A 12184-nucleotide genomic window follows, 5' to 3' on the forward strand; every position below is an offset into this window, starting at 1 on the left:
TGATAAGGGTTAACAGTGACCGATACTCCCGAGTCCACCCCGAACGAGCCGGAGACCCCGGAGACACTGGCCGCGGTCGTCCAGCACGACCGGATCGAGCCGGTCGGCCTCGAGGTCGAGATGCAGCGCTCGTACCTCGACTACGCGATGAGCGTCATCGTCGGGCGGGCCCTGCCGGACGTCCGGGACGGGCTCAAGCCGGTCCACCGCAAGATCCTCTACGCCATGTTCGACTCCGGCTACCGGCCGGACCGCGGGTACGTGAAGTGCTCCCGCGTCGTCGGCGACGTGATGGGCCAGTTCCACCCGCACGGCGACTCCGCCATCTACGACGCGCTGGTCCGGATGGCGCAGCCGTGGTCGCTGCGCTACCCGCTGGTTGACGGCAACGGCAACTTCGGCTCCCCCGGAAACGACCCGGCCGCCGCCATGCGCTACTGCCTCGTCGGCGATGCCCGCATCCGTACCGCCGAGGGTTCCGTCCGGATCGGCGACGTCGTGCCGGACGCTGCGGCGAGCAGCGAGACCGACGTCGACCTCAAGGTCCGCGACCGCAACGGCGACCTGGTCCGCGCCAGCAAGTTTTTCCACTCCGGCGAGCACCCGACGCTGCGGCTGCGCACCCGTGAGGGGTACGAGCTGACCGGCACCCACAACCACCCGGTGCTCTGCCTGGTGGACGTGGCCGGCGTGCCGACCCTGCTGTGGAAGCTGCTCGCCGAGATCGCCCCGGGCGACCGGGTGGTCCTGCAGCGCACCGTGCCGGACGAGATCGGCTACCCGATGCTGGAACACGTCGAGGCGGCCGTGCTCGCGGGCGCGTTCGTGTCCGAGGGGTGGGTGTCGGAGAATCGGGCGGGCTTCAACAACGTGGACCGGGAGTTCTTCGTCCGGGTCCTCACCGCCTACGACCTCGCGGTCGGCGGCCCTCGGTACGTCGCCGAGCGGGTCATCGCCTCCGGCAGCAGGCTGCACGAGCTCGACGTGCAGGACCTCACCGCGCTTCGGGCGAGCGTGCTCGGCGAGATGGTGGGCGCGCGGAGCGCCGGCAAGTTCGTGCCGGAGTTCGTCTGGCGCGGACCGGCCGCGGTCAAGCGGGCCTTCCTCCAGGCGCTGTTCGAGGGCGACGGTTCGTCGTCGCTGCTGCCCCGCCACACGATCCAGGTCTCGTACTCGACCCGCAGCGAGCGGCTGGCCCGCGAGGTGCAGCAGCTGCTGCTGGAGTTCGGCGTGGTCAGCCGGCAGTGCCGGTACGACAGCGGTGAGATCAAGGTCGTCGTCACCAACCGTAGGGACGCCCGGATCTTCGCCGCTCACGTCGGCTTCCTCGGCCGCAAGCAGGCCAAGCTGGAATCCGAGCTGGCCCAGGTGCCGGCGACTAGCACCGCGCTTTCCGGCGATCACGTGCCGTTCGTCGGGGACTTCGTCCGCGAGCACGGCGCGAGCCGCTGGACCGAACGCGACTGGCTGCGCCGGCACAACGTGGACCGGATCGAGCGCTGGGAGCGGGACCGCGACGAGATCGCGGCCCGGATCACCGAGCCCGGCATCCTCGACGTGGTCGAGCCGCTTGTCGACGGGCGCTTCTACTACGCCGAGGTGACCGAGATCACCGACGCCGGTGTGCGGCCGGTCTACAGCATCCGGGTGGACACCGAGGACCACTCGTTCGTCTCCGACGGTTTCGTCAGCCACAACACCGAGTGCAAGCTCGACCCGCTGGCGATGGAGATGCTGCGGGACATCGACGAGGACACCGTCGACCTGCAGGACAACTACGACGGCCGGGCCAAGGAGCCCACGATCCTGCCGTCGCGGATCCCGAACCTGCTGATCAACGGCTCCGAGGGCATCGCGGTCGGCATGGCCACCAAGATCCCGCCGCACAACCTGCGCGAGATCGGCGCGGCGGTGCAGTGGTGCCTGGAGCACCCGGAGGCCGACGAGGCCACCACGCTGGAAGCCCTGCTGGAGATCGTCAAGGGCCCGGACTTCCCGACCCACGGCCTGATCGTCGGCCAGGCGGGCATCCAGGACGCGTACCGGACCGGGCGCGGCTCGATCCGCATGCGCGCCGTGGTCGAGGTCGAGGAGGACAAGCGTGGCCGGCCGGCGCTCGTGGTCAGCGAGCTGCCGTACCAGGTCAACCCGGACAACCTCGCCGAGCGCATCGCCGAGCTGATCAAGGAGGGCAAGCTCGCCGGCATCGCCGACATCCGCGACGAGTCCTCCGGGCGTACCGGCATGCGGATCGTACTCGTGCTCAAGCGCGACGCGGTCGCCAAGGTGGTGCTGAACAACCTCTACAAGCACACCCAGCTCCAGGAGACGTTCGGCGCCAACATGCTGGCGCTCGTCGACGGCGTGCCGCGCACGCTCAACCTGGCCCAGTTCATCCGGTACTACGTCGAGCACCAGATCGAGGTGATCCGGCGGCGGACCGCGTTCCGGCTGCGCAAGGCCGAGGAGCGGGCGCACATCCTGCGCGGTCTGTCCAAGGCGCTGGACGCGCTGGACGAGGTGATCGCCCTGATCCGGCGTTCGCCCACGGTGGAGGACGCCCGGCAGGGCCTGATCCGGCTGCTGGACATCGACGAGGTCCAGGCGACCGCGATCCTGGACATGCAGCTGCGCCGGCTGGCCGCCCTGGAGCGGCAGCGCATCCTGGACGACCTGGCGAAGCTCGAACTGGAGATCGCCGACCTCAAGGACATCCTGGCCAAGCCGGAGCGGCAGCGGCGGATCGTCTCGGAGGAACTGGGCGAGATCGTCGCGAAGTGGGGCGACGACCGGCGTACGAAGATCGTCCCGTTCGACGGCGAGGTCTCGATGGAGGACCTCATCGCCCGCGAGGACGTGGTCGTGACGATCACCCGCACCGGGTACGCGAAGCGGACGAAGGTCGACCTCTACCGGTCGCAGCGGCGTGGCGGCAAGGGCGTCAGCGGGGCGACGCTCCGCCAGGACGACATCGTCAGCCACTTCTTCGTATGCTCTACCCACGACTGGATCCTGTTCTTCACGAACAAGGGTCGGGTCTACCGGGCGAAGGCGTACGAGCTTCCTGAGGCCAGTAGGGTGGCCAAGGGCCAGCACGTGGCCAACCTGCTCGCGTTCCAGCCCGACGAGCAGATCGCGCAGATCATTGAAATCCCGAACTACCAGGTGGCGCCCTACCTGGTACTGGCCACGAAGAACGGCCTGGTGAAGAAGACGCGGCTCGAGGAGTTCGACTCCAACCGTTCCGGCGGCATCATCGCGATCAACCTGCGCGATGAGGACGAACTGGTCGGTGCGGTCCTGGCCGCTCCGGAGGACGACCTGCTGCTCGTGTCGAAGAACGCCCAGGCGATCCGCTTCAACGCCACCGACGAGGCGCTGCGTCCGATGGGCCGGGCCACGTCCGGTGTGATCGGCATGCGCTTCAGCGGCGAGGACGAGTTGCTCGCGGTCGAGGTGGTGCGAGAGGGTCTGGACGTTCTGGTCGCGACGAACGGGGGTTACGCGAAACGTACCCCGATCGAGGAATACCCGGTGCAGGGCCGGGGAGGTAAGGGCGTGCTGACCGCGAAGATCACCGAGCGACGCGGTGGCCTGGTCGGCGCGGTAGTGATCGATCCGGAGGACGAGCTGTTCGCCATCACCAGCAACGGCGGCGTCATCCGGACTCCGGTGAAGCCTGTACGCCGTACGCGTGACCGGAACACAATGGGGGTCAAGCTGATGGACCTCCCGGACGGCGTGACTATCGTGGCGATTGCTCGCAATGCCGACGAGCCTGACGAACAGGACTAGTTGATGACGGAGACACAGGCGAAGTCGGGGAACAAGGGGACCTCGGCCACCCCGGCCGAGGAGGAGGCTGCGCAGGGCGGTACACCAGCTACCGGCCGTGCGGCCGTGGGCCGGGCCACGGTTCCCGCCGACGCGCCTGCCCCGAAGTTCACCCGCGCCCCCGGCATGGCGCCGCCTCCGGACAAGCCGGGCGAGGACTCGGGTTCCCGGGACTCGTCGGCCGAGACAAAGGTCGACGCGCCGACGTCGGCCAACGGTCTGGCCGCTCCGGCGGCCAAGCCCGCGAACGCCACGAGCACACAGCCGATCAAGCCACCGGCCGCGGCCGGCCGGGCCTCCACCGGTACGACCGGCACCCAGCCGCGTATCGGCGCCGGCCTGGGCACCGCGCCGAAGACGTCGCCCGACGGCGCCCGTCCGACCACCACCGGCGCCACCGGCCAGTCCCGGCCCGCGAACGGCGGGGGCCTGCCGCCGGGCGTCAGCGGCGCGGCCGCTGTCGGCGCCGCGCGCGTGGGCGAGGCGGTACGCGCCGCGCGTACCTCGGTCAGTTCGGCCGCGTCGCGCGGGCCGCGACGGGCCCGGCTGAACCTGAAGCGGATCGACCCCTGGTCCGTGATGAAGTTCGCGTTCGCGGTGTCCGTGGTGCTCTTCATCGTGGTCGTCGTGGCGACCTCGGTGCTCTACCTCGCGCTGGACGCGATGGGCGTGTTCAAGAGCGTCAACGACAGCCTGACCGACCTGGTGAACGCCGGCGGCGGCCAGGGCGGCGGCGGCTTCCGGATCACCGCCAAGGGCGTGATCCTGACGTCGGCGCTGATCGGCCTGGTCAACGTCGTGCTGTTCACCGCGCTGGCCACGCTCAGCGCGTTCGTCTACAACGTCTGCGCCGACCTGGTCGGCGGGATCGAGCTGACGCTCGCCGAGCGGGACTGATTCGGTCGACGCCGGGGCGCCGCGCAAAGCGGTCGCCCCGGCGTCGTGCGTCCGGGTAGGTTCGGGGTGGCGCGGGTGCTTCCGCCACGGACCCCCCGATTTGGGCGCGGCGGAGGCGATGGGTTAACCTTGCTCGTCGCCACGCGGGGCTATAGCTCAGTCGGTTAGAGCGCAGAGCTGATAACTCTGAGGTCGCTGGTTCGATTCCAGCTAGCCCCACCGCACATCGTCCGACGGCAGTCGAGCACGAGGGGTCAAGCACATGTTCAAGAAGCTCCTGATCCTGGCCGGCATCGTCGGTGTGGCCGCCGTCGTGGCCAAGAAGGTCAAGGCGTCGAACGACGAGCGCGCCCTGTGGCACGAGGCGACCACCGCGCCCGACCTGCGCTGAGCGCCGACACGGGGCCCTAGCTCAACTGGCAGAGCACTGCCTTTGCAAGGCAGGGGTTAGGGGTTCGAGTCCCCTGGGCTCCACCACATCATCTGGCCAGGTCACGGCCCGTTTCCCTCCCCCGCTGACTCCTCCTCGGATTGAGGGCCATCTTTGGTCGTCAGCGGATCGTCAGCAGACCGGCCAAACACCCTGCGCACTGACTCGTGGAAGTCTGCCGGGGTGTGCGTGTAGCGGTTGAGCGTGGTGGATGCCTGCTCATGGCCCATCACCGCCTGGACGATGTTGACCGGAACTCCGCTGGACACCAACCACGTCGCGTAGCAGTGCCGTAGATCGTGGAACCGCAGGCCGCCGGCCGCCTTGGTTGCCACGCAGTCGGATGCTTCCCGCTCGGTCGGGAACTCCGCTGACCACTCCGCGCCGTCACGATCCGACCAGGTGGCCCGGAACCTAGACGGGGCGACCTCGGCGACCTGACCGAGGAGCCCGGCACGGACAAGCGACGGCCGCCAGATTTGGCGACGGAAGTTGCTGCGCAACATCGAGCCGCCCTCGTAGTTGGTGAAGACCCTGTCGTCTGGACTGTGCGCGACCAGCTCGCGATGGCGTTGGAGCGTCTGTTCCAGAAACGGAGCCAGGGGCACGCTCCGCCGACTCTTGGCTGACTTCGGGTACGGCTTGTCGAACAGGTGACCGTCGACCTCGATGACGACCCGCTCGACAACGAGAGTCGACGAGGTGAGATCGACGCATCCCCACCGCAGGCCCAGGCACTCACCCCATCGCAGACCAGCGCCAGCCGCAGCAGCGACCAGAGCGCGATGCCACTCAGGCACCGCAGGCAGGAGACGATCCGTTACCTCTGATTGGGAGATGGTCTGCATTCCGCCAGCCCGCTTCCGCTGGGCCGGGAGTCGGACACCCTCGCAGGGGTTGAACGCGATCAGACGGCTCCGGACAGCCGAGCCCAGGATGGAGGAGAACAGGCTGAAGCACGAGGCGACGGTGGCGGGTGCAACCTGCTTACCCAGTTGGGTCACCCACTCCTGGACGGCAAGGTGATCGATCTTCCCGAGCTGCCAACCGCCCCAGTACGGCAGCAACCGTGCCCGCAGGCGAGAGGACCAAGCCGCGAGGGTGGTCGCTTCTACCGACCGAGACGACAGCCACCGGTCCGCGTAGGTGCTGAATTTGGTTCGGCCGGCGCTCGGATCAACGTAGGAGCCGCGCGAAACCGATGCCTCAGTTTCAGCGAGAAAGGCCGACGCCTCTCGCTTGGTACGGAAGGTCTTGGCCTTCTGCCGCCCGGTGGCGTCGCGCCAGTTCGCCCGGTAGGTGCCAGCGGGAGTCTTGACGATGTGCCCCATCAGCGCCGCCCACCATCGGTGCCGATGGCAGCGGACTCGGTGGCCGCGTCAAGCCAGGCGTGAAAGCGCGTGCGAGGGATGACCCAACGACCGCCGAGGCGGGTAGCGGGGATGGTCCCATCCCGGACGAGGGCATAGGTGCTTCCAAGAGACAGACCGAGCAGCTTTGCGACCTCGCGGACGGTGTAGGTTACCGGCTCGACGATGGTCGCGCCGTTTCGAGGGACGAGCCGGACGACTGGGCTCGGCCGGGCGGTGGTGCTCATTCAGTGACCTCCTCAGGTCGGGTTAGGCGGCGACCGGCACGGTGCCGGCCGGGGTGGTGCCGAGTTCGTGGGCGAGTTCTTCGTGGCCGATGGCGTGTCGCTCGCGGGCGAGGGCGGCGGCGGTGTTGGCGAGCAGGGCGTCACCGGTGGTGTGCCAGCCGACTCCGGCGAAGGTGAGACTGCCGACGGTGAGCGTGACGTCCTCGACGAGCTGGCCACCGGGTGGTCCGCTGGCGGTGGGGTGCTCGTGGTCCTGGTGCTCGTGGCGCCGGTACTGGACGCGGGTGTCGCGCAGGAGTTGGAAGGTCACCGAGTAGCGGCGGGCTTTGGTGAGGAAGTGGCCGCCGTAGCCGAGCATGTGCGCCCACCGCCGTAGGCGGGTGTACGGGTTGCCGCTAGCCAGTTTCGACGGCCCAGCGTCAAGGGCAGCTTGACGCTGGGCGACGCAGACGGGGCAGGCCCGGTAGCGAGTGTGGGTGCCGCAGTCGGGGCATTCCCAGCGGGCGACGAAGCCGGGCCGTGGCCGGGGTTCCGGGGGCCGGTCGGCGAGTGGGGCCGGGGTGGTGGTGGGTCGGCCGATGCGCCAGCAGGCGTCGATGAGGCGGGCGGTGTGGTCGCCGTCGGGGTCGGCGTAGTCCCCGATCGTGTCGGCGGTCAGGCGGGTGCTGGTGTGCCCGGTGGCCTCGGTGCTTTTGGTGGCGTACTTGGCAAGGTAGCCCGCGACCATGCCATCGGTGACTTCCCCGGAGCCGTCGGTGGCGATCGGTTCCAGGTCGACCTGCTCTCCCCAGGCGATCGGCCATCCGTCGGGCCGGTCGGGGTGGGGCGGGGTGTGGAAGGCGATCTGCCGGGCTGCGTGGCGCAGCGCGTCGACGAGGTCGTCGACGGTGAACCCAGCTGGCGGGGGCACGACGTTGTCAGGGTCGGTGGGGTCGACGCCGTCGAGGCGGGCGATGGCGTGGAAGTGCACCGCTCCCCGCGCTTGAAGCTCCGCGACCTTCCCGGGCGACAGCCGTACCGGAGCGACCTTGCGCGTCTTGCCGGAGGCAGTCGGGATCTCCACGCGGGGGATGCCGCGGCGCTGGGCGAGTTTCGCGAGCCAGCGTTCGGCGGCTTGCTTCGTGCGGTGCCAGAGTTCGCCGGAGAAGATGTTCCAGACGACCTGGTGGTCGTGGTCGTAGCAGTCCAGGCACAGCGGATGCCCGAGGACCGCGTCCCCGGTTTCGTGGCGGGCCCAGCAGACGGCGGGTCGGCCGTGGGGGCAGAGTCCGGTGTCGCGGCGGGCGTGGCAGGGTTCGGCGCGGCAGTCGCAGCGGCGGCGGTTGCGGCAGGTGTGCCGCTTCACCTTCCGGGCGTGGACGGTGCCGAACGACGGCGCGGTGAAGGTGGCGAACACGGCCGGATGCTGCGCGACCGATTCGGGGACGCCTTTGCCGCCGACGAGGCCCGCGCGCAGGAGCTGGAAGGCATCCCGCTGGTAGGTCTGCGCGCAGGTGGGGCAGACGGTGGCGCGGCGGTTGCCGCACGCCTTGTAGATGGCGGCGTCGGGCATGGCGTCGGTGTGCCGCTGGTCGAGGACGCGGCCGGTGCCAGGTTCGACGGTGTAGAGGCTGCCGGCAAGGCGGATGGGTCGGGTGCAGCCGGCGGCGGCGCGGACGTGGTCGAGCCAGCCGAAGTAGTCGGGTCGGGTGGCGCGTTGGAAGGCGGAACCGGCGGCGGTGTAGGCGTAGACGGGGGTGGTGGTGTCGGCGTTCGAGCCCACCCCCCGGGCCGAGGCTCGGGGGGTGAGGTCCAGCGTCGACGCCATCAGGCGGCCACCTCGGGCCGGTTGGTGATGGAGTGCTGGGTGACGATGATCCGGCAGGCTCCGCACTGGCGGGCGGCCGGTTCGTGCCGGTGGCAGGGAATGGTGACGGTCGTCTGGCCGCAGCGGATGGTGACCGGGGTCCGGCAGGGGCCGCCAGGGATGACGTGGATGACCGTGCGTCGGGTGTCGTAGGGGTGCGGCTCGTCCGGGTAGGCGGGGCAGGTGTGGGTGACCTGCTCGATGTCGACGACGTGGATGGTCATCGGGCACCACCGGCGACGGGGGTGCCGTTGACGGCGGTGGTGTGGCCGCCGAGGGTGTGCAGCAGTTCCCGGGCGATGTCCGGGGTGACGGTGAGCAGTCCGGCGAGTTCGTCGATGGTGATGGGACGGCCGGTGCTCTGTTCGTGGCGGCCGATGACGAAGCGGGCGGTGGGGATGAGGTGCGCGGGCACCTCGGGTCGGGTGATCGGCACCGGGTTGACGGGTGCCTCGACGACGGCCGGGACTGTCGGCGGGGTGTCGACGGTCGGCGGCTCGTCGACGAGCTGGGCGACGTTGTCGGTGGTGGGCCGGTTGGTGGCCGCGAGGTCGCGGGCGGCGGTCAGGAGGGCGGCGGCTTCGGCTTCGATGGCGGCGAAGTCGGGTCGGATGAGTCCGGCGACGAGTTCCACGCCGATGACGAGGACGACGACCAGGGCGAAGACCAGGCGTAGGCCGAGGCTGCCGGGGCTGGCGAAGTTGATGGTTGCCGACAGCATGGCGGCGCAGGCGAAGACGACGAGTGCTCCGCGTTTGGCGGGCTTGGCGATGCCGGAGGTGCGGACGACGGTCAGCATCGACACCATCGCGGCGTCGAAGATGAGGGGGACGAGGTAGGCGAAGTAGCCGGCGTTCTGGGTCCACAGGTAGTGGGCTTGGTGCAGGTAGCTGGTCAGCAGCGCACCGAGCAGAACGAAGCGGTTGTAGCGCTTGATGGAGCCGATCGCCTTGAGCATGGCGGGCACGGCGTTGCGGGCGTACTCGGCGGCGAACTCCTGGGTGAAGGTGCTCGGGTCAGTGCTCGACATGAGGGGTCACCTCCGGTGCCGGGATGCTGTCGAGGGGGATGAGGTCGACCACGCCGGAGCAGTGGGCGCACATGATCGGGGCCAGGCCCTGGGCGGCGAGTTGGTTGCGGAAGCAGGGCAGGCAGGTGAAGTCGGCGGGGAAGAGGCCGTCGCCTTCGCAGAGGACGCAGCGGCGGAGGCAGATGGGGCAGGGCGTGTAGACGGGGCCGAGGATGTCGTGGACGCCAGCGGGCGAGTTGCCCTCGATGCACCACAGGCATGGGTCGGACAGGTTGAAGGTCATCGGTCGCCTCCGTGGCAGTCGAGGCAGCAGCCGTAGCGGCGGGGGATGTAGTAGGGCTTGGTCTGGCCGCAGTGGCGGCAGGTGCGGCGAGCCCGCAGGGCTTTGGCGATAGCGGCCCGCTGGGCCGGGGTCGCGACCCGTTTCGGGGCGGCGAGGTCGAGGCGGTAGAGGTAGGCGACGCGCTTACCGCGACGCCACAGGATTTGCGCGACGGCGTGATGTCCTCCGGGACGGAGTCCGGCGGCGCGGAGCTGTCGGCGGGTGGCCAGGCCGTCGGGGGCGAGCCGGTAGGGGTAGGTGGGGAATTCGTCGGCGGGGTTGGCCGGGTCGTAGGTGTAGGTGGTCATGACTGGCCTCCCCAGCGCTGCTGGGCGGCCTGCTTGGAGATGCCGAGACGGGTGCCGATTTCGGCCCAGGAGTAGCCGAAGGCCCGCAGGCCGACGACGGCTTCGCCGATGGCGTCGTCGAGGTTGGCCGACAGTGCGACGAGGTCGCGGAGGGCTTCCACGTCACCGGCGGCGACGCGGCGGCCGTGGGCGCGGATGATGCGGCGGGCGAACGCGGCGAATGCGTCGTTCTCGACGACGTCGCGCCGTTTGCGGCGGGAGGGAGTGCGCGTCAAGGACGCTTTGACGGTGAACATCAGTTCCCGCCTTCCTGGGTGTGGAGGCGGTCCCACCGTTCGGCGGCCCGTTCAAGGGCGGTGACTACCTGGTAGGCGGTGCGGCTCGGGTCGTCGTTCCAGGAGTAGGGCGAGGTGTGTTCGTCGATGACGAAGCCGTCTTCGTCGATGTCGAACAGCGGGTGAAAGTCGTCGAGGTAGTCGACGAACGTGGCCATGGCGGCGAGGTAGTCGGCGAGCGCGCTCGGGTCGAGCTGGGAGAAGTGCTCCACCTTGTGTCCGGCGGTGGCGATGCCGATGGCCCCGGCGGCGCAGGCCGGCGGGGTGAGGATGTCGGTGGTGGGTGCGTAGTAGGTGCCCTGGTGCCAGCCGTGCCGGCGCAGGTAGAGGGCAGCGCACCGGAGCAGGTCAGCGGGTGTGACCCGGACTCCGGAGGCAGGGTTTTGGGTAGCCTTCATGGCAGCCACGTCCTTTCGGGGCTGTTGGTGGAGGTCGGCAGGACCAGCACTGCTGCCAGGCGATGTCCTGGTCCTGTCGGCCGCTTATCGGGTGGTGCGCAGCCGCAGGTAGCGGCGTTGGCGGGTGTCGTCGCCGCCCATCGATCTCGGGGCGGACAGGTAGACGAGTCGGCCGCTGGCCGAGGCGACCTGGACCATGGCGGCGATGTCCTCGGGACGGCCGACGATCCACAGTTCCGTGTACTGCGCGGCCCGCTGGCTGTTGGCCTTGGCGTAGGTGCGTTCCCGGGTGGTCATGCCGCCACCCCGAAGTCGACGCGGGTGAGGTCCGGAACCTGGTCCGGTAACCGGCGTGGCCGGCGGATCCAGGCGGCGTAGTCGGCGATGCCCGCGATCTGGGCATCGGTGAGGTAGGCGACCTTGATGCGGCGTGGAACGCCGCCTTCGGCGATGAGGTAGGCCGCGCCCTGGTTGGTGGGGGCGATGTCGGTGGCCGTGTAGCCCTGCTCGGACCAGCCGTGGCCGAGGACAATGTTCGAGCTGTTCGGGGTGGTGCAGCGGAACGCGGCCCGGTAGCCGAACAGGTCCCGCAGACTGGTGGGGATGATGTCGAACGACGGCCGCTGCGTCGCGGCCACGACCGGGATACCGGCGGCCCGGCCCCGGGCGACCAGGTCACGCAGGAGAGCGACGAACTCTTCCTGCTCCTGCTTGCTGCCGACGGTGGCGGAGTAGAAAGCGATCTCGTCGACCAGGACGGTGATGACCGACAGGCCGTCGTCGGCGGTCACCTTGCGGCGCCCGTGGGCGCGCAGCCAGGCGTAGCGGTTGTTCATCACCAGTTGCAGCCGCTTGAGGACGGTCAGAGCCTCGGTGATGTCCGGGCCGATGAACGCATCAGCGGAGTCTTCCCACTGGCCCAGCTCGACGAGCTTGCCGTCGAGCAGCACGAGCCGGGAGTCGACACTGAGCGCGGCGTGGGCCGCGATGCAGTTGAGCAGCCCGGACTTACCGCCGCCGGGCTCACCACCGGCGAGAAGGTTGCGGTAGGCGAGGGTGATGTAGACGGGCTGGCCGAACTCGTCGATCCCGATGAAGATCGGGTCGAACATCGACAGGCCAGGACCCACCGGCACCGCAGCAGCGGGGGCGGGAAACGTGGTCATCGGTGCCCTCCTTGGGCGGTT

14 protein-coding genes and 2 tRNA genes are annotated in these 12184 nt (G+C 69.6%); 5 read left to right on the top strand and 11 right to left on the bottom strand.

Annotated features, from left to right (window positions below; translation table 11 throughout):
• Window positions 1–15: 15 nt before the first annotated feature.
• The 5 genes from gyrA to KBX43_RS08255 all read left to right on the top strand — a co-directional run bounded on the left by gyrA (window position 16) and on the right by KBX43_RS08255 (window position 5208).
• Window positions 16–3795 (top strand): intein-containing DNA gyrase subunit A, encoded by a 3780-nt coding sequence (gene gyrA / locus KBX43_RS08235; protein WP_124778873.1) that lies wholly within the window; start codon window positions 16–18, stop codon window positions 3793–3795.
• A gap of 3 nt (window positions 3796–3798) precedes the next feature.
• Window positions 3799–4731, top strand: coding sequence for a DUF3566 domain-containing protein (locus KBX43_RS08240; RefSeq protein ID WP_043327671.1), 933 nt, complete (start codon window positions 3799–3801; stop codon window positions 4729–4731).
• A gap of 145 nt (window positions 4732–4876) precedes the next feature.
• Window positions 4877–4950 (top strand) — tRNA-Ile (locus tag KBX43_RS08245).
• 43 nt (window positions 4951–4993) lie between these two features.
• Entirely contained in the window at window positions 4994–5122 is a 129-nt protein-coding gene (locus tag KBX43_RS08250; RefSeq protein WP_013283222.1) for a DLW-39 family protein, read from the top strand.
• Window positions 5123–5132: 10 nt separating this feature from the next.
• Window positions 5133–5208 (top strand) — tRNA-Ala (locus tag KBX43_RS08255).
• Between the two features lie 15 nt (window positions 5209–5223).
• Here the strand turns inward: KBX43_RS08255 and KBX43_RS08260 are convergent.
• The 11 genes from KBX43_RS08260 to KBX43_RS08310 form a co-directional block, all read right to left on the bottom strand.
• The gene (locus KBX43_RS08260; protein WP_210883939.1) at window positions 5224–6492 is read right to left on the bottom strand and encodes a site-specific integrase; all 1269 of its coding nucleotides are present in this window, start codon (window positions 6490–6492) and stop codon (window positions 5224–5226) included.
• On the bottom strand, window positions 6492–6758 hold the full coding sequence (locus KBX43_RS08265) for a helix-turn-helix domain-containing protein (RefSeq protein ID WP_210883940.1): 267 nt from the start codon (window positions 6756–6758) through the stop codon (window positions 6492–6494). Before KBX43_RS08265 ends, KBX43_RS08260 begins: the two co-directional genes overlap by 1 nt.
• Window positions 6759–6780: 22 nt before the next feature.
• A complete protein-coding gene (locus KBX43_RS08270) occupies window positions 6781–8565 on the bottom strand; it encodes a replication initiator (RefSeq protein ID WP_210883941.1) in 1785 nt (594 codons plus the stop codon).
• A complete protein-coding gene (locus KBX43_RS08275; protein WP_210883943.1) occupies window positions 8565–8828 on the bottom strand; it encodes a hypothetical protein in 264 nt (87 codons plus the stop codon). The genes KBX43_RS08270 and KBX43_RS08275 overlap by 1 nt, the downstream gene beginning before the upstream one ends.
• Window positions 8825–9634: a DUF2637 domain-containing protein gene (locus KBX43_RS08280; protein ID WP_210883945.1), complete on the bottom strand. Its 810-nt coding sequence runs from the start codon at window positions 9632–9634 to the stop codon at window positions 8825–8827. The genes KBX43_RS08275 and KBX43_RS08280 overlap by 4 nt, the downstream gene beginning before the upstream one ends.
• Window positions 9621–9917, bottom strand: coding sequence for a hypothetical protein (locus KBX43_RS08285; protein WP_210883947.1), 297 nt, complete (start codon window positions 9915–9917; stop codon window positions 9621–9623). Before KBX43_RS08285 ends, KBX43_RS08280 begins: the two co-directional genes overlap by 14 nt.
• On the bottom strand, window positions 9914–10264 hold the full coding sequence (locus KBX43_RS08290; RefSeq protein WP_013288473.1) for an RRQRL motif-containing zinc-binding protein: 351 nt from the start codon (window positions 10262–10264) through the stop codon (window positions 9914–9916). The genes KBX43_RS08285 and KBX43_RS08290 overlap by 4 nt, the downstream gene beginning before the upstream one ends.
• The gene (locus KBX43_RS08295) at window positions 10261–10560 is read right to left on the bottom strand and encodes a hypothetical protein (RefSeq protein ID WP_210883949.1); all 300 of its coding nucleotides are present in this window, start codon (window positions 10558–10560) and stop codon (window positions 10261–10263) included. Before KBX43_RS08295 ends, KBX43_RS08290 begins: the two co-directional genes overlap by 4 nt.
• On the bottom strand, window positions 10560–10997 hold the full coding sequence (locus KBX43_RS08300; RefSeq protein ID WP_210883951.1) for a hypothetical protein: 438 nt from the start codon (window positions 10995–10997) through the stop codon (window positions 10560–10562). Before KBX43_RS08300 ends, KBX43_RS08295 begins: the two co-directional genes overlap by 1 nt.
• Window positions 10998–11081: 84 nt before the next feature.
• Window positions 11082–11294 carry a hypothetical protein gene (locus KBX43_RS08305; protein ID WP_210883953.1) on the bottom strand — a complete coding sequence of 71 codons (213 nt, stop codon included), beginning with the start codon at window positions 11292–11294 and terminating at the stop codon, window positions 11082–11084.
• Window positions 11291–12163: an FtsK/SpoIIIE domain-containing protein gene (locus tag KBX43_RS08310; RefSeq protein WP_210883955.1), complete on the bottom strand. Its 873-nt coding sequence runs from the start codon at window positions 12161–12163 to the stop codon at window positions 11291–11293. The genes KBX43_RS08305 and KBX43_RS08310 overlap by 4 nt, the downstream gene beginning before the upstream one ends.
• Between the last annotated feature and the right edge of the window lie 21 nt (window positions 12164–12184).

It is taken from the genome of Micromonospora sp. C41, from assembly GCF_018070485.1.
In the GTDB taxonomy this organism is placed as follows: domain Bacteria; phylum Actinomycetota; class Actinomycetes; order Mycobacteriales; family Micromonosporaceae; genus Micromonospora; species Micromonospora chalcea.